The sequence below is a fragment of the Rhizobium leguminosarum genome (assembly GCF_001679785.1).
In the GTDB taxonomy this organism is placed as follows: Bacteria; Pseudomonadota; Alphaproteobacteria; order Rhizobiales; family Rhizobiaceae; genus Rhizobium; species Rhizobium leguminosarum_R.
Map to the genome: position 1 here is coordinate 1,156,773 of NZ_CP016286.1, position 16,674 is coordinate 1,173,446.

General features: G+C 59.6%; 14 protein-coding genes. 13 read left to right on the forward strand and 1 reads right to left on the reverse strand.

All coding sequences use genetic code 11. From position 1 onward, the window contains the following. Positions 1 to 3: 3 nt before the first annotated feature. The 9 genes from BA011_RS05905 to BA011_RS05945 all read left to right on the forward strand — a co-directional run bounded on the left by BA011_RS05905 (position 4) and on the right by BA011_RS05945 (position 11,003). Positions 4 to 816, forward strand: coding sequence for an HAD-IIB family hydrolase (locus BA011_RS05905; protein WP_065279754.1), 813 nt, complete (start codon positions 4 to 6; stop codon positions 814 to 816). Continuing rightward, a complete protein-coding gene (gene glpD / locus BA011_RS05910) occupies positions 813 to 2,360 on the forward strand; it encodes a glycerol-3-phosphate dehydrogenase (protein ID WP_065279755.1) in 1,548 nt (515 codons plus the stop codon). The genes BA011_RS05905 and glpD overlap by 4 nt, the downstream gene beginning before the upstream one ends. Positions 2,361 to 2,525: 165 nt before the next feature. Next, on the forward strand, positions 2,526 to 3,413 hold the full coding sequence (locus tag BA011_RS05915) for a carbohydrate ABC transporter permease (protein ID WP_065279756.1): 888 nt from the start codon (positions 2,526 to 2,528) through the stop codon (positions 3,411 to 3,413). 19 nt (positions 3,414 to 3,432) lie between these two features. Next, on the forward strand, positions 3,433 to 4,296 hold the full coding sequence (locus tag BA011_RS05920; protein WP_237352589.1) for a carbohydrate ABC transporter permease: 864 nt from the start codon (positions 3,433 to 3,435) through the stop codon (positions 4,294 to 4,296). Between the two features lie 72 nt (positions 4,297 to 4,368). Beyond that, entirely contained in the window at positions 4,369 to 5,868 is a 1,500-nt protein-coding gene (locus tag BA011_RS05925) for an ABC transporter substrate-binding protein (protein ID WP_065279757.1), read from the forward strand. Positions 5,869 to 5,951: 83 nt separating this feature from the next. Then, on the forward strand, positions 5,952 to 6,677 hold the full coding sequence (locus BA011_RS05930; protein WP_065279758.1) for an SDR family oxidoreductase: 726 nt from the start codon (positions 5,952 to 5,954) through the stop codon (positions 6,675 to 6,677). 58 nt (positions 6,678 to 6,735) lie between these two features. Further along, a complete protein-coding gene (locus BA011_RS05935; RefSeq protein ID WP_065279759.1) occupies positions 6,736 to 7,800 on the forward strand; it encodes an ABC transporter ATP-binding protein in 1,065 nt (354 codons plus the stop codon). A gap of 68 nt (positions 7,801 to 7,868) precedes the next feature. Further along, the gene (locus tag BA011_RS05940) at positions 7,869 to 9,917 is read left to right on the forward strand and encodes a bifunctional aldolase/short-chain dehydrogenase (protein ID WP_065279760.1); all 2,049 of its coding nucleotides are present in this window, start codon (positions 7,869 to 7,871) and stop codon (positions 9,915 to 9,917) included. A 45-nt stretch (positions 9,918 to 9,962) separates the two neighbouring features. Continuing rightward, on the forward strand, positions 9,963 to 11,003 hold the full coding sequence (locus BA011_RS05945) for a glycerol-3-phosphate dehydrogenase (protein ID WP_065279761.1): 1,041 nt from the start codon (positions 9,963 to 9,965) through the stop codon (positions 11,001 to 11,003). A gap of 371 nt (positions 11,004 to 11,374) precedes the next feature. Here BA011_RS05945 and BA011_RS05950 read toward each other — a convergent pair whose 3' ends face one another. Beyond that, positions 11,375 to 12,421: a LacI family DNA-binding transcriptional regulator gene (locus BA011_RS05950; protein WP_065279762.1), complete on the reverse strand. Its 1,047-nt coding sequence runs from the start codon at positions 12,419 to 12,421 to the stop codon at positions 11,375 to 11,377. Positions 12,422 to 12,704: 283 nt separating this feature from the next. On the opposite strand from BA011_RS05950, the gene BA011_RS05955 reads away from it, so the two are divergent. From BA011_RS05955 to BA011_RS05970, 4 genes are all read left to right on the forward strand, one after another. Beyond that, positions 12,705 to 13,751 carry a sugar ABC transporter substrate-binding protein gene (locus BA011_RS05955; protein WP_065279763.1) on the forward strand — a complete coding sequence of 349 codons (1,047 nt, stop codon included), beginning with the start codon at positions 12,705 to 12,707 and terminating at the stop codon, positions 13,749 to 13,751. A gap of 75 nt (positions 13,752 to 13,826) precedes the next feature. Next, positions 13,827 to 14,645 carry an ATP-binding cassette domain-containing protein gene (locus BA011_RS05960; RefSeq protein ID WP_151343394.1) on the forward strand — a complete coding sequence of 273 codons (819 nt, stop codon included), beginning with the start codon at positions 13,827 to 13,829 and terminating at the stop codon, positions 14,643 to 14,645. Further along, positions 14,642 to 15,892, forward strand: coding sequence for a sugar ABC transporter permease (locus tag BA011_RS05965; RefSeq protein WP_065279764.1), 1,251 nt, complete (start codon positions 14,642 to 14,644; stop codon positions 15,890 to 15,892). The genes BA011_RS05960 and BA011_RS05965 overlap by 4 nt, the downstream gene beginning before the upstream one ends. Before the next feature lie 21 nt (positions 15,893 to 15,913). Next, complete coding sequence (locus BA011_RS05970; RefSeq protein WP_065279765.1) at positions 15,914 to 16,642, forward strand: SDR family oxidoreductase; 729 nt, start codon at positions 15,914 to 15,916, stop codon at positions 16,640 to 16,642. The last annotated feature ends 32 nt before the right edge of the window (positions 16,643 to 16,674 follow it).

Genomic DNA, 16,674 nt, shown 5'->3' on the forward strand with positions numbered 1-16,674 from the left:
GCCATGCGCGCGATTTCCGATATGCCGGCAGACGCTGCAAGCAGGATCACCACACTGTTTGCCGATATAGATGATACGCTGACCAATGACGGTCGCCTGCCCGCGTGCGCCTATGAAGCACTCGAGAGGCTGCTTGTCGCGGGCATCGCGGTGGCGCCCATCACCGGCCGTCCGGCAGGCTGGTGCGACATGATCGCGCGAATGTGGCCGGTCTCGGGTGTCGTCGGCGAAAACGGCGCATTCTATTTCTCCTATCATCAGGACAGCCGGCGGATGCGCCGTGTGTTTGCGATCAATGATGGCCAGCGCGCCGATGACCGAAAAAAGCTGGAAATTGTGCGCGCGCGCATTCTCACTGAGGTCCCTGGCGCCGCCATTTCGGCCGACCAGCACTATCGCGAGGCAGATCTCGCTATCGACTTCTGCGAGGATGTGCCGCCATTGCCGACCGGCGAGGTGGAGCGCATCAAGCGGATTTTCGAAGAGGAGGGCGCGGTCGCCAAGGTGTCCTCCATTCACGTCAACGGCTGGTATGGCACCTACGACAAACTGACGATGACGCGGCGGTTTGCGTCCGATGTACTCGGGTTGGATATCGATGTGGAGAAAGAGAAGATCGTCTTCGTTGGCGACAGCCCCAACGACGCGCCGATGTTCCGTTTCTTTCCGAATGCCTGCGGTGTGGCAAACGTCGTGCAGTTCCGGGGGCGCATCGAGGCTGAGCCGACCTATGTGACACGCGCTGAAGGTGGACATGGCTTCGTCGAGGTCGCCAATCGCATTCTCGCTGCGCGCAGAGAAAGAGCTGTCGCATGACCGGCCGGGTATACGATCTAGCCATTATCGGCGGCGGCATCAACGGAGCGGGTATTGCCCGCGATGCGGCAGGGCGCGGGTTGAGCGTGTTTCTCTGCGAAAAATCGGATCTCGGTTCCGGCACGTCGTCGGCGTCGACCAAACTGATCCATGGTGGTTTGCGTTATCTGGAGCATTACCAATTCAAGCTCGTGCGCCATGCACTGCGCGAAAGGGAAATTCTCTGGCGGATCGCGCCGCATATCATCTGGCCGTTGCGGTTCGTTTTGCCGCATCGCAAGGGACTGCGTCCGGCGTGGGTGCTTCGGCTCGGTCTCTTCATCTACGACCACCTTGGGGGGCGGCAGACACTGCCGGGCACGAAGACGCTGAGATTGTTACGCGATCCTGCCGGCGAACCGCTTCGCGACGTGTCCACGGTCGGGTTCGAATATTCCGACTGCTGGGTGCAGGACAATCGCCTCGTGGTGTTGAACGCCCGGGATGCCGAAGCCCATGGTGCACACATCCGCACCCATGTGCGATGCACCGGCGCCGTGCGTGAAAACGGTCTCTGGCACGTCACCATCGAAGAGGTGGAAACAGGAAGACGTCAGGCCATCCGTGCGCGTGCATTGGTCAATGCTGCCGGTCCGTGGGTCGATCAGGTGCTGGCAACAGTGAGCGGTCGCAAAGCCGCGGGACAAATCCGGCTGGTCAAGGGATCGCATATCATTGTGCCGCGCCTCTACGAGCACGACCGATGCTATATTTTCCAGAACTCCGATGGGCGCATTGTCTTTGCCATACCCTATGAGGACGATTTCACGCTGATCGGCACGACGGACGTCGACTACAAGGACCAGCCGGAAAAAGCATCGATCTCGGCAAGCGAGACTGCGTATCTTTGCGAGGCGGCATCGTCATATTTCAAGCGGTCCGTAACACCGGCCGATATTGTCTGGACCTATGCCGGCGTTCGGCCTCTCTACGATGATGGCGCCGCCAACGCGCAGGAAACCACGCGCGACTATGTGCTGACAATCGATGCAGCGACCGGCGAGGCCCCCCTTCTTTGCGTCTTCGGCGGAAAAATCACCACATATCGCTGCCTTGCGGAGGACGCGCTGCGTAAACTGTCGGCTCATTTTCCGCAGTGGATGATCAATGCGGGATGGACCGGACGCACACCCCTGCCGGGCGGTAATTTTGAAGCGGGCGCCGCCGATCGGCTCGCGCATGATCTGGGCAAGGATTACCCGTTCCTCAGTGCACGCGCCGCACGGCGGCTTGTCCGGCATTATGGCGTCGATGCACGCACCATCCTGGCCGGTGCGCGCAGCATGTCCGATCTTGGGCACAGCTTCGGCCCCGATCTCAGCGAAGCTGAAGTTCGCTTCCTCATGCGGCACGAATATGCACGGGCCGCCGAAGACGTGGTGTTTCGGCGGACGAAGGCCGGAATTCGCATGCGCAAGGAAGAGATATCCGAACTGGACACGTGGATGGCACGGGAGCGCGCCGCCCAAGAAAATGAAGAGAAGGGTATCGCCAGAGTGGGATAGCTGCATCGGCGCCCAGACGCACCGATGAGCCGGGTTCGCCGGAGACGAAGAGAAACAGAGTGGAGAATGATCCGGACAGGCAGAGGAATGCCGGGCCGGATCGGGAGACGGTCAAAGCGCCGGAGCGAGGCGTCAAGGCCGTCGCCCGCTCAGGGAGGAGTACGAATGTCCGTCACACAGGTGAAGCGTATAGCGATCTCGGATTCGCCGTGGCCGTGGCTTCTGCCGCTGGTCAGTCTGCTGGTCGTCTTTACGATCTATCCGCTAATCTACAATATCTGGCTGAGTTTTCACGAGTTCATGCCGCGCAAGCGTGCACTTGTCTTCGTAGGTTTCGCCAATTGGGTCCAGCTTTGGCACGATACGCGCTTCTGGGGCGCGCTCGGCGTGACCTTCGTCTATTTCACCATCGCACTTGCCTGCGAGATCGTGCTGGGCATGGCGGTCGCCCTGCTGCTGGATGCGGAACTGCCCGGATTTGGCGCATTGCGTGCCGTCTTGTCGATGACGCTAGTTATACCGCCGGCCATCGCCGGCATGATGTTCCTGTTGATGGAAGATCCCCAATTCGGCGTGCTCACCTATCTTCTTAACATGCTGGGCCTGCTGGACAAGGCAACGCCAATCCTTGCCACATCCTCACTGGCGCTCGCGGGCGTGCTAGTGGCCGAGATCTGGCAATGGACGCCCTTCATGGTGCTGATCTTCATGGCCGGGCTGCGGTCGCTGCCGCCCGAGCCCTACGAAGCGGCGATGATCGACGGTGCCTCCTCGCTGCAAATGTTCCGGCGCCTGACGCTTCCGATGATGTCGCGCGTCATCGCAGTCGCGGCCCTGTTGCGCGGCATCGATCTGTTCCGCGTCTTCGACTACGTCTTCGTCATGACCTCGGGCGGGCCGGGCACATCGACCTACAGCCTCAGTCTATACGCTTGGCAGCAGACCTTCAGCTTCCTGAAATGGGGGTATGGCGCAACGCTGAGCCTGGTCAGCCTGGCGATCGTGATGATCCTCGCCAATCTCTTCATCCGGGCCTTCAAGGTGAGGTGGTAACATGCCGCAAAGCAAATCCATGCGGATTTTCAGAACGCTCGCCGGCTGGCTCGTCGTTGCCTTCTTCTTCTTCCCGATCTTCTTTTGGACGTCGGTCGCTTTCCGCAACGCTAAGGACATTTTCTCGTGGCCGCCGAAGTTCTTCGAGTTCGAGCCGACGGTCAGAAATTTCGAGCAGGTTTTCGGCATCTCGCTTGGGTTCGGTTTCGGCACGCAGGAGACGGTCAATCCGGGTGGCGGCAATTTCTATATGGCACCTCGCCTTTGGGACTCGATCGTCGTCGCCTCGATGTCGACCGTACTTGCGATCGTGGTTGCGACGCTGGCCGCCTATTGCTTGTCGCGCATGCAATTCCGTGGGCGGCACGAGTTCGTCAATTGGGTACTGTCGACTCGCATGATGCCGCCGGTTGCCGTGGCCATTCCCATGTTCTTCATTTTCAAGCAGCTGAACCTGCTCGATACCTATCTGGGCCTGATCCTCGTGCATGGACTGATGAACCTGCCGTTGGCCGTATTGCTGCTGAAGAGCTTCTTTGACGACATCCCTGCTGAGATCGATGAAAGCGCGTTGCTCGACGGCGCGTCCCGCTGGACGATTTTCCGGCGCATCGTCTTACCTATGGCCAAGGGGGGCATCGCCGCATCCGCCGTGCTCTGCTTCATCTTCAGTTGGACGGAGTTTCTGTTCGCACTGACATTGACGCAGACCGGCATCAAGACTGTCCCCGTCGTGTCCTCGACATTCGTCACGTCCATCGGCACGGCCTGGGGCAACATGGCGGCCTTGGGAGCGGCAGCCATCGTTCCCGCCTTCATCGTCGTCCTGCTCGTGCAGCGCCATCTGGTTCGTGGCCTGACGATGGGATCGCTGAAGCAATAGGAGGTGCGCCAGCGGCGCATCTGGAGCATCCGGACGGCGATCCCGTCGGCCGATTTAGAGGAGGAGAAGTTGATGAAAGACAGTGTGAAAAAACATTACCTCGCGTCAATCACGGACAAGTTCGTCCGGGGTCAATTGGGGCGCCGGGAGTTCCTGCGAGCCGCTGGAAAGCTTGGCCTTGGGGCAGGTGCGCTCGGGATGGGATTCGGCAATCGTCCGTTTGGTGCGTTTTCCAGTGCCAGGGCAGCCGAGGAACTGACCCCCAACCCTGAAATCCTCAAGTGGCTCGCGGATGTCGGCAAGCCCTTTGCCGGGACGACATTGAAACTTGCGACGGAATCAACTCCGCCGTCGAATGCCATCAACGGCCAGCTGAAGAAGTATTTCGAGGAGGCCACCGGCATCAAGGTCGAGATCGAGGTGCTTCCGCTCGAGCAGGTGCTGCAGAAGCTCACGCTCGACGTGGCGTCCAATCTGGGAACCTACGATCTCTACTACATCGATCAAAGCTGGGCGGCGAGCTTCAGCCAGGATGTCTTCGATCCGCGCGAACAATATTCGGCCAAGGCTGACCTTGCCATGCCGAACTACAATCTCGACGACTTCCTGCCCGCCCTGGTCGACGGCATCGCCAAATACGAGGATCGATGGGTCGGCGTGCCCTACGATATCCCGATCTTCATCATGATCTACCGCAAGGACATCTACGACAAGCTCAGCCTCAAGGCACCGGAAACGATTGAGGAGCTCTACACCAACTCCAAGATCATCACTGATGAGATGGGGCCGAATGTCTACGGCACGACCGGCCAGATGAAGTCCGGGCATTACAGCCTGGAATGCGACTGGACGGCATGGCTGTGGGGGCATGGCGGCTCCATCTTTGGACCGGATGGCACGTTTACGGGCAATGATGAGAAGGGCGCTGCAGCGCTGGAATACTGGACGAAACTCAAGGCGACGATGCCTCCGGGTGTCGACGGCTGGACCTGGGATGGCCAGGGTCAGTCGGTGGCGCAAGGTGTTGCTGCATCTATGCTGTCCTGGGGCGAGTTCTTCCCGTATTTCGACGATCCGACCCAGACGAAGGTCTCCGGCCTTTGCGAAGTCGCCGTCCCGCCGCGGGCCATATCCCTTCGCACCGTCAAGGAAACCGGTTACGGCGAAATCCCCGGCGTCGGTCACCAGGGCGGTTCATCCCTTGCGGTTTCCCGCTACTCGAAGAGCCCGGATGCTGCCTGGATCTTCATGCAATGGGCGACCTGCGCCGATACCCAGGCCCTGATCACAACGCTCGGCGGCGGCACAGGCCCGACGCGCGCCAGCGTCTACGATGATCCGCGCGTGCTGGCGCAGGCCCGTGTCGGGGCCGGTACCACACGGCACCTGCCGGTCGTTCGCGAAACCATCGCGAAACACATGGGCTCCGAGCCGGATCTTCCGGAATGGGCGCAGCTGTCGAGCGACACGATACCGGTGTCGTTGGGCAAGTATTTTGCGGGCAGCTATGGTTCTCCCAAGGAAGCACTCGATGACATCGCCAAGCAGGTGGGCGAGGTACTCAAGGGCTGATTGACCGCGCGGCGACGATCGTGGCGTCTGCCACGATCGTCGCCGCGAGGACCGCCGGACCTGTGCATTTTGGAGTTATAGGAATGACCAGAAAATCCCTGATTGCGATCACCGGCGCCAGTTCCGGTATCGGCGAAGCTACCGCGCGCGCCTTTTCCGCAGCCGGTCATCCGCTTCTTTTGATGGCGCGCCGGCTGGACCGGCTGGAGGCGCTCGATCTCCCTGAAGTCGTCTTGAAAAAGGTCGATGTTCGCGACCGCGCGGCGATCATTGAGGCCGTTGCTGAGGCCGAGGCCCGGTTCGGGCCGGTCGACATGATGTTTGCCAATGCAGGTATCGCCCGGCTGGGGGATATTGCGACACAGCCGCCGGTGGAATGGGACGAGATGATCGACATCAACACCAAGGGCGTGATGAACAGCGTCCATGCGGTGTTGAACGGCATGATAGCGCGCCGATCGGGGACCCTGATGATGATGAGCTCGATTGCCGGTCGCAAAACTTATCCGGACCACACCGTTTATTGCGGCACCAAGTTTTTCGTCCACGCGATTTCCGAGAGCCTGCGCGAATATCTTGCTCCGCATGATGTGCGGGTCATCGTCTTGTCGCCGGGTATCGTCGAAACCGAGGTGTTGGATCAGGTGAAGGATCCGGCGACCCTCGCCAACTACAAGGCCAACAAGGCCGCGATCGGCGGCGGGATTACCGCTGACATCGTCGCCGACCTGATCTTGAACGCCTATCGGCTTCCGCAAGAGGCGATCGTGCAGGAAATCGTCATCACGCCGACCCGGCAGAAATACTGAGCGCGGATGTGCATAGCCCACATGCGCGGCCGATATAAAACAGAGAGTGGAATCTGCAATGGCAACCGTTGAATACAAGCACATCGGCAAGGCCTTCGGCGCCTTCACCATCATGCGCGACATTTCCTTCCTGATCGAGGACCATGAGTTTGTCGTTCTGTTGGGGCCGTCAGGCTGTGGCAAGACGACCCTTTTGCGCATGACGGCCGGGCTCGAGAGCGTAACTGCCGGCGACCTTATGATCTCGGGACGCCGCGTCAACGACGTGCATCCGCGCGACCGCGATATCGCCATGGTGTTCCAGAATTATGCACTTTACCCGACAATGAAGGTCTATGAAAATATCGCCTTCAGCCTGGAGGTGGCCAAGTTGCCGCCCGCCGAAATCAAGAGGCGGGTGGAACACGCTGCAGAGATTCTCAATCTCACGCCTTATCTGCAGCGCTACCCGAAGGAGCTTTCCGGCGGCCAGCGCCAGCGTGTAGCGATGGGGCGGGCCATGGTGCGTGAAGCGGCGGTGTTTCTTTTCGACGAACCGCTTTCCAATCTCGATGCCAAGTTGCGCGCCCATATGCGCACCGAAATCCGCCAGTTGCACAATCGCCTGAAGACGACGACGATTTACGTTACCCATGACCAGATCGAAGCGATGACCATGGCCGACAAGATAGTCGTCATGCGCGCGGGCAAGATCGAGCAGATCGGCACGCCTGACGATGTCTACGACCGGCCGGCGAGCAAATATGTCGCCGACTTCATCGGCTCGTCGGCGATCAATTTCCTCGGCGGCGCGGTTGTCGCCGATCAGGGCGTACCGGCGGCTCAAACCAGTGCCGGCCTCATTCGTCTCGACCCGGCGCTCAAGGTATCTGTGGGGCAAAAGGTGATTTGCGGCATCCGCCCGACCGATGTCTTGGTCGACCCGAATGGCTCGGTTGCGGCGCGATCCCTGCTGATTGAGCGTATGGGACACGAAGCCCAGCTTTGCTGCCAGGGACCGGAAGGCCAGTTTCTGGCCATTGTCGACAAGTCGGCACGATTTGACGAGGGGACCGAAGTCCGTTTCTCGATCGCTTCAGAGAAAGTCCACGTTTTCGACGCGGCAACGGAAGATCGCATCTGACCCGACTGCGGCTCATTCAACATACTTTGACCCGCTCCAGAAGGATTCGGGAATGAAAGGTGATAGCGATGAAATCAAGATGGAACGACGGCGAACTTGCCTCCTTGCTCAATGCCTACGTGGCCAAGGGCATCAATCGCGATCTGGCGATTAGGACATATACGACACGTCTTCTCGGCCAGGATCCGGAACTGGTTCTGCACGGCGGTGGCAATACTTCTGTCAAGACCGCGTTTATCGATCGCGATGGGTCGTCGGTGGATGTTCTCTGTGTCAAGGGCAGCGGCTGGGACATGGGCACAATCGAGCCTCAGGGGCTGCCGGCCGTACGGCTCGACCCGCTGAAGGCGATGGTCGGCTACGACGCACTGACCGACGACGAGATGGTGATGCTGCAGCGACGGCTGCTCATGGACCCGAATGCGCCGAATCCATCGGTCGAAGCGATACTGCATGCGCTCCTGCCCTTCAGGCACATCGATCACACGCATGCCAATGCAATCGTCTCTCTGACCAACCAGCCGCATGGTGAGGACCTTGTGCGGGAATTGTTTCCCAATTCGATTATCGTCCCCTATGTGATGCCCGGGTTCGTCCTGGCGAAGGCCTGCGACGCGGCGTTTCGCGCCAATCCCACGGGCGACGGCATGATCCTGCTGAAACATGGGATTTTCACTTGGTCGGACGATCCTCGTGAAGCCTATGAGGATATGATCGCCAAGATCGATCAGGCTGAACAGCGTCTGGCACGTGGCCGCGTGAAGCCTTTCGTCTCGGTCGCCATTCCGCAGGAGATCGCGGCAGCGAAGGACATCGCGCCAATCCTGAGGGGTGCCATTGCCATCGATACTGGGATAGAGGGCGCGCCAAAACGCCTCATTCTCGAACACCGCAGCAGTGAAAAAATCCTCGATTTCTGCAATGCAGAAATGGTCGAAAGCCTAGTGCAGCGCGGCAATGCCACGCCGGAGCATGTCATTCACATCAAGCGCTTCGGCATCGCTCTGCCGGCGCCGGAGGCCGGACGTCTTGCCGAATGGGGTGACAAGGTGCGGGCTGCCGTAGAGGCTTATCAGGAGGATTACAGGGCGTATTTCCAGCGCAACAACGATCGCGCTGGCGGCGGCAAGACCATGCTGGATCCGATGCCTCGCGTCTTCTATGTGGCGGGCGTCGGACTGTTTGCAGCAGGGGCCACACGGAAGAATGCGCTTGTCGGCGCTGATGTGGCCGAAGCGACGATCGCGGTCATCACCAGTGCAGAAGGAATTTCGTCGTTCGAGGCGCTCCCGGAAGCGGACCTCTTCGATATCGAATATTGGTCCTTGGAACAGGTCAAACTCACCAAACAGGTGGAAAAGCCGCTGACGCGCCAGGTGGCGATCGTCACGGGTGCTGCCGGCGGGCTCGGCCTGGCGATCGCCGAAGCCCTGCGTGCCGAAGGTGCGGAGGTGGCGTTGTTCGACATTGCCGAAGACAGTGTGACACGCGAGGCAAAAAGGCTGGGCGGGTTGGGTGTCGCCTGCGACGTCACCGATCCCGCCCAGGTGGACGCGGCTATCGCCAGGGTGGTGCAGCATTTCGGGGGTGTGGACATCCTGATTTCCAATGCAGGCGCTGCATTCCAAGGACGTCTGCTTGAGGTATCGGAGGATGTTTTCAGGAAGGCGTTCGATCTCAATTTCTGGAGCCACCACTATGTCGCGCGGGCGGTTGTCCGAGTGATGGAAGAGCAGAGAAGCGGCGGTGCCATCGTTTTCAACGTGTCCAAACAGGCCGTGAATCCCGGGGCCGATTTCGGACCTTACGGCACATCGAAGGCCGCGTTGATGGCACTGATGCGGCAATATGCCATTGAGCATGGCCCATCCGGCATCACGGCGAACGCGGTCAACGCCGACCGGATACGCACCGGCCTGATGACGGATCAGATGGTGGTCGAGAGAAGCCGGGCGCGTGGCCTGACGCCGGAGGCCTATATGCGCGGCAACCTTGTCGGCCGCGAAGTGACCGGTGCGGACGTCGCAGCGGCCTTCATTCATCTTGCCAAGGCACGCACCAGCACTGGCGCGGTGATCACCGTCGATGGCGGCAATGTCGCTGCCATGATGCGGTAAATTGGGCTTCCGCTCAGTGTTGAAGACAGCCGAAGGATCAGGATCGTGGCGAAAATAGTAATTCTCGGTGCCGGTGTGATGGGAACAGCGCTGACAGTGCCGGCAACGGATAACGGCCATAACGTTCTGCTTGTCGGCACGCCGCTGGACCGCAAAGTTATCGCCGAAATGCACCGTCGCGGTGGTAGCCATCCGAAGCTTGACGAGCCCTGTTCACGCCTTGTCACGGCGATATCGATTGATGATCTGGGATCGGAGCATCTGGAGGGTGCGGACATTGTCATTGTCGGTGTAAGCAGCCGGGGCATAGGATGGGCGGTCGATGTCCTGAACAATCTGATGGTCAATCGCCTGCCGGTGGCGTTCGTGACCAAGGGGCTCGCTGTCCGGGGCGAGGGGTTGGCGACCTATGCCGAAACGCTCCCTCCACAATTGCGCCAAATGCATGCCTTCATCGGGATCGGCGGTCCTTGCATTGCGCGCGAACTCGCCAACCGCCAGCCGACGGCCAGCATCTATGCCTGCAAGGACCTGCAGGTTGCCGAACGTTTCGCTGCTTTGATGCGGACCGACTATTATCGGCTGTCTGTTACCACCGATGATACCGGTGTCGAAGCCTGCGCCGCCCTTAAAAACTTCTTTGCGATTGGCGTCAGCGCCATGCAGACACGATACCCCGACAAAAAACGCGGGGGTGAACAATCGAAAAATCCAACGGCGGCCGCTTTTACCCAGGCAACACTTGAGATGGCAAGATTGTGCGAAAGGCTGGGGGGACATCCCGCCACCGCGTTCGGCCTTGCCGGACTGGGCGATCTGCATGTCACGGTCGGCGGCGGGCGCAACAGCCGGCTTGGCCACGGTCTGGGCCGCAACCAAACCATCATGGACCTCATGTCCACCGAACTGGCGGGCGAAACGGTGGAAGGCGTGGACACGGCCCGCGCCTTGGCAACGATGATTTTGGGCAATGCGGCCATTAAGATTGAAAGTGACGACTATTTTCCGCTCACTTTCGCCATTTTGGATTCGATTCTTGAGCAGAAATCATTTGTGCTGGACTTTGCGAATTTGATTGTGCGGTGAACGGGGCCAAAATCCACTTATCAAAGAAGCGCTTCGAGCTTTTCGGACAACCGAGCCACCTCCTTTTTGAGCATGGTTAGGAGAAGTTGGCGTACCGCAGTTGCGGACGATGGACACCGACCCCTCCAAAGCTGAGCAGGCAGGTGGTCGTCGAGGCAGCGGTACTCGGCGCGCAACGGAAATCAATATCAAGACCGGCGAAATTATTTGTGGGTCGCAAAAAGTTTTAACACGAGAACTCGCTGCGGCATCGATCCGCTATTAGCGCGCGCTCGAGCCGAAAATCGCGCTTCGCTCAAATGGCTAGTCGGCCCCATACGAAGAAAGATGGAAGTGCGTCTCTGACGCCGGTCAGATTGGTTCGGTGACTCTCACGCCGTTGGATCATTGATGAGTGCATTGTCGCTATCCACGAAGATAGGCGGGATCTCGATCAGCGAAGCGCCTTTGGCTCCATGGTCGATGACCTCGAATACGGCGCTCAGCATGCCTTGAACGTCCTGCCGCACCATCTCGATCTCGTCGCCGAGCAGTGCCGCGAAGGGGTCCCAGTCGAAGCAGCCTATGACAGGCGTTTGATTGACATAGTGGCCCGAGCGCTTGATCCAATGCATGACGCCTTCGAGCGAAATGGTGGAATTCACGAACATGCCGCTCGGTAGCTCATCCTCCGCCATGGCCAGCGCCTGAAGAGACATCTCGGCTTTTTCCGGTGCGTATCCGCAGGTCAGGATATGCCTCTCGTCGATCGCTACACCGATATCGGCATGGGCCGCGCGAAAGCCGCGCACGCGCTCCACTGTGTTGTGATCGCTGCCGCGGCCACCGATGAAGAGTAGCGGGCGAGCCGCGCCCAGCTTTCGCTCGCTGTTGACGAGAATGCGCCGCGTCAATTCTCTAGCGCCGGTAAAATTGTCGGAAATGATGGAAGGCGCTTTGGTGCCGGGCAGATCGAGATTGAGGCTTCCGACGCCCGCGGCCCCGCAGATATCACTGATGCGGTCGGGATCCGTGGCGCCGGTCGAGACCAGCCATTCGACCTGATAGGAAAGCATGGTCCGGGCCGCTTCGACCTCCAGTTCAGGGTCGCGGCGTGTACAGGTGATGATCGGGAAAAGACCTCGCGCGCGCGCCATGGTCTCGAAGGTCTCGACGATCGACCCGAAGTAGCGGTTGTCATATTTGGGCACGATCATGCCAATGATTTTCGACTTCTCCCGTCGAAGGAGGCTGGCCTGCATGTTGATGGCATACCCCTGCTCCTCCGCAAGCCGGGTGATTTTCTCCGCCAATTGACTGCTGATTCTGCGCTTCTTCCAATTCCCGTTCAGCACGGCGCTGACAGCGCTGGCCGACGTTCCCGCAAGCTCGGCGAGATCATAGATCGTGGTCTTTTTTGTCGGCCTGTCCTGATTCACTGATATCTCCACTTCGATCGCAGCTTGACATTATTGAAGGAAGGTGGCAATTGTTGCTTCATCGATTGAGCAAAGTTGCTCAATCGATGAAGTTGGTTGACTGTGGAGAGTCGACCGGGAGGTGTCCGGGAAAATCCACGATCATGATCCGCGTCAACCTGGTTGGCAAGGGCGGTGATATGCACGCTTTGCTGCCTCTGCAGCAAGGCTTGAGGAGAGGCTTGGGCATGAAACCGGAACGCGCTTCTCGGCACGTATTTATGCATTCAAAAAGGAGGAAAACATGAAATTCCGCTCAATGATGATGGTGTCGGTTGCTGCCGCTGCCATGTTTGCCAGTTCGGCCTATGCGCAGGAGGCCGCGACGGTCGCATTCCTGATGCCGGACCAGGCATCGACGCGCTACGAGAACCATGACTATCCTGGGTTCAAGGCGGAGATGGAGAAACTGTGCGCGAAATGCACGGTCATCTACCAAAATGCCAATGCCGATACGGCGCTTCAACAGCAGCAGTTCAATTCGGTCATCGCCCAGGGCGCCAAGGTTGTCGTGATCGACCCGGTCGACTCGGCCGCTGCGGCCGCGCTCGTCGAGATCGCACAGTCCCAGGACGTCAAGGTCATTGCCTATGACCGTCCGATCCCTGCCAAGCCGGCGGATTTCTATGTATCCTTCGACAATGAAGGCATCGGCCATGCCATCGCCGAGTCGCTGGTTCAGCATCTCAAGGCAAGCGGCGTTGCAGAGGGCGCCGGCCTGCTGCAGATCAATGGCTCTCCGACCGACGCGGCGGCTGGCCTTATCCGTGACGGTATCCATCGCGGCCTGAAGGATTCTGGCTACAAGACACTTGCGGAATTCGACACGCCGGAATGGGCGCCGCCGAAGGCCCAGGAATGGGCCGCCGGTCAGATCACCCGCTTTGGCGCGGATATCAAGGGCGTTGTCGCTGCCAATGACGGCACGGGCGGCGGCGCAATCGCGGCCTTCAAGGCTGCAGGCGTAAACCCTGTTCCGCCCATCACCGGCAATGACGCGACTATTGCGGCCTTGCAGTTGATCATCTCCGGCGACCAGTACAACACGATTTCCAAACCGTCGGAAATCGTGGCTGCTGCTGCCGCCAAGGTGGCGGTACAGCTTCTGAAGGGCGAAAAGCCGAAGGCGAAGACCTCGCTTTACGACACGCCGTCCGAACTCTTCGTGCCGGCCGTCGTGACGGCAGACAACATCAAGGCAGAAATCTTCGACAAGAAGATCCAGACCCCTGAAGAGGTCTGCACCGGTGAATACGCCGAAGGCTGCAAGAAGCTCGGCATTACGAAGTAATAGTTCTCCCAAGATCTCCGGCTGCGCCAAGGCGTGGCCGGAGATACCCCCGAACCTAAAAAGAGCGTCAAAACCATGGTGCAAGAACACAGGGCGAACCCGGAGAAAGGTAGTCCCATTCTCCGGCTCACCAATATCTCAAAGAATTTTGGTGCGGTGTCGGCGCTGACCGATATTGATCTGGAAGTGCGTGCCGGCGAAGTCGTTGCTCTCGTCGGAGACAATGGCGCGGGCAAGTCGACCCTAATCAAGGTTCTGGCAGGTGTGCACCAGCCGTCGTCCGGAAAAATCGAGTTCTGTGGCCAGGAGGTGTCGCTCGACAGTCCAAGCCGCGCCCTTGAACTCGGCATCGCCACAGTGTTTCAGGATCTGGCCCTCTGCGAGAATCTCGACGTCGTCGCCAATCTCTTCCTGGGTCATGAACTGTCGCCGTGGAATCTCGATGAAATCGCCATGGAGGTCCGCGCCTGGACGCTCTTGAAAGAACTGGCGGCGCGCATTCCGTCGGTACGAGAGCCCATTGCTTCACTGTCGGGTGGTCAGCGCCAGACAGTTGCCATCGCGCGATCCCTGCTTCTCGACCCGAAAATTATCATGCTCGACGAACCGACCGCGGCTCTCGGCGTGGCGCAGACTGCCGAGGTGCTGAATCTCATTGAACGCGTCCGTGATCGCGGGTTGGGCGTCATCATCATCAGCCACAACATGGAAGATGTGCGTGCGGTGGCTGACCGCATCGTTGTCCTGCGTCTCGGGCGCAACAACGGCATCTTCAGCCCCGATGCATCCAATCAGGAACTCGTCGCATCCATCACCGGAGCCACGGAAAACTCCGTGTCGCGCCGCCTGGATCGTAAGGTGGGCCAAAACGAAAGCAGCGGGAGCATCGCATGAGCGAGAATATGTCAAACAAGAATCAGGCCCTGGACCGCGGCGACATCAGGGTCAAACATGATGATGGCCTGGCCGGCATGCTCAGGAGTTTCGTTAATCGCGTGCGCTCCGGCGATCTCGGCATGCTGCCGGTGGCGGTGGGGCTGATCGTCATCTCAACGGTCTTCAGCATTCTCAACCCGATCTTCCTGGCGCCGAACAATCTCGTGAATCTGCTGTTCGATTGCGCGACCGTGGGCATCATCTCGCTCGGCATCGTCTGCGTCCTGCTATTGGGCGAGATCGACCTGTCTGTCGGTTCGATGAGCGGCCTGTCATCTGCCATCATCGGTGTGCTCTGGGTCAACTCGGGTCTGCCTGTCATCGTCGCGATCTTCGCGGCGCTCGCCACCGGCGCATTTGTCGGCGCGCTCTACGCCGTGATGTACAACCGGCTGGGCATGCCGAGCTTCGTTGCCACGCTTGCAGGTCTACTCGCACTCCTGGGTTTGCAGCTCTATATCCTTGGCGCGACCGGAAGCATCAATCTTCCCTATGCCTCATCCCTGGTGCGCTTCGGTCAGATCCTGGTGATGCCGGATTGGATGTCGCATAGTCTGGCATTGGTGCCGGGTCTCGTCATGGTCATTGCCGGCCTCGCCATTCGCAAACGCAGGCAATCGGTCAATCTCTCCTCGCGACCGTTGAGCAATCTCCTGGTCAAGGTGGCCGTGCTGACGGTCGCTCTGGAATTCGCTGTTTATTATCTGAACCTCGGCCGCGGCGTGCCGTGGATGTTCGGCCTGTTCGTCGCTCTGGCCGTCATCTTGAACTATGCGCTGACGAAGACGCAGTGGGGGCGGTCGATGTTCGCCGTCGGCGGAAACCGTGAAGCGGCCCGCCGCTCGGGCATCAATGTCCGTCGCATCTACCTGAGCGCTTTCATGCTCTGCTCGACGTTGGGCGCCCTCGGTGGCATCCTCTCGGCATCTCGCCTGGCATCATCCAGCCAGCAGGCCGGCACCGGCGATGTCAATCTGAATGCGATCGCGGCAGCCGTCATCGGCGGGACAAGCCTGTTTGGCGGCCGTGGCAGCGCTTATTCGGCCCTGCTCGGCATCATTGTCATCCAGGCGATCTCCAATGGCCTTACCCTGCTCAATCTCAGTTCGTCCCTGCGCTACATGATCACCGGCGCGGTGCTGGCGATTGCTGTCATCGTCGACTCGCTTGCGCGCCGTTCGCGTGTCAGCCATGGCCGTGCCTAACAATAAACTGGAGGAAATCTTATGGCTGAACTCATGAAGGGCAAAGTTGCCGCAATCACCGGCGCCGCATCGGGCATCGGTCTCGAATGCGCCCGTACCCTGCTGGCGGAAGGAGCAACCGTGGTGCTGATCGACCGGGCCAAGGACAAGCTCGAAGCGCTCTGCTCGGAACTCGGAGACCGCGCCAAGCCGCTCGTGGTCGATCTGCTCGACGGTAAGGAATTGTCCGGCATTCTGCCGCGCATTCTCGAGGTCGCCGGCAGTCTCGACATCTTCCATGCCAATGCCGGTGGCTATATTGGCGGTCCGGTCGCGGAAGGCGATCCGGATGCCTGGGACCGGATGCTCAACCTCAATATCAACGCCGCCTTCCGCTCGGTTCACGCCGTGCTGCCACATATGATCGCGCAAAAGTCGGGCGACATCCTGTTCACCAGTTCGATTGCCGGTGTCGTGCCGGTTGTCTGGGAGCCGATCTACACGGCGTCGAAATTCGCGGTTCAGGCTTTTGTTCATTCGACCCGCCGGCAGGTCGCAAAGGATGGGGTGCGCGTGGGCGCAATTCTGCCTGGTCCGGTGGTCACCGCTCTGCTCGATGACTGGCCGAAGGCCAAGATGGAGGAAGCGCTAGCCAATGGCAGTCTGATGCAGCCGAAGGAAGTGGCCGATGCCGTGCTCTTCATGCTGTCGCGTCCTCGCAACATCACCATCCGCGACCTGGTCATCTTGCCCAACAGCGTCGATCTCTGATCGAAGCTGACGGCACCTTCCCAACATCCCAA

Bases quoted from the DNA above. Each gene is read 5' to 3' on its own strand.
- BA011_RS05920 (WP_237352589.1), top strand. From the start codon at position 3,433: ATGCGGATTTTCAGAACGCTCGCCGGCTGGCTCGTCGTTGCCTTCTTC.
- BA011_RS05905 (WP_065279754.1), top strand. From the start codon at position 4: ATGCGCGCGATTTCCGATATGCCGGCAGACGCTGCAAGCAGGATCACC.
- BA011_RS05935 (WP_065279759.1), top strand. From the start codon at position 6,736: ATGGCAACCGTTGAATACAAGCACATCGGCAAGGCCTTCGGCGCCTTC.
- BA011_RS05960 (WP_151343394.1), top strand. From the start codon at position 13,827: ATGGTGCAAGAACACAGGGCGAACCCGGAGAAAGGTAGTCCCATTCTC.
- BA011_RS05955 (WP_065279763.1), top strand. From the start codon at position 12,705: ATGAAATTCCGCTCAATGATGATGGTGTCGGTTGCTGCCGCTGCCATG.
- glpD (WP_065279755.1), top strand. From the start codon at position 813: ATGACCGGCCGGGTATACGATCTAGCCATTATCGGCGGCGGCATCAAC.
- BA011_RS05915 (WP_065279756.1), top strand. From the start codon at position 2,526: ATGTCCGTCACACAGGTGAAGCGTATAGCGATCTCGGATTCGCCGTGG.
- BA011_RS05930 (WP_065279758.1), top strand. From the start codon at position 5,952: ATGACCAGAAAATCCCTGATTGCGATCACCGGCGCCAGTTCCGGTATC.
- BA011_RS05925 (WP_065279757.1), top strand. From the start codon at position 4,369: ATGAAAGACAGTGTGAAAAAACATTACCTCGCGTCAATCACGGACAAG.
- BA011_RS05965 (WP_065279764.1), top strand. From the start codon at position 14,642: ATGAGCGAGAATATGTCAAACAAGAATCAGGCCCTGGACCGCGGCGAC.
- BA011_RS05940 (WP_065279760.1), top strand. From the start codon at position 7,869: ATGAAATCAAGATGGAACGACGGCGAACTTGCCTCCTTGCTCAATGCC.
- BA011_RS05970 (WP_065279765.1), top strand. From the start codon at position 15,914: ATGGCTGAACTCATGAAGGGCAAAGTTGCCGCAATCACCGGCGCCGCA.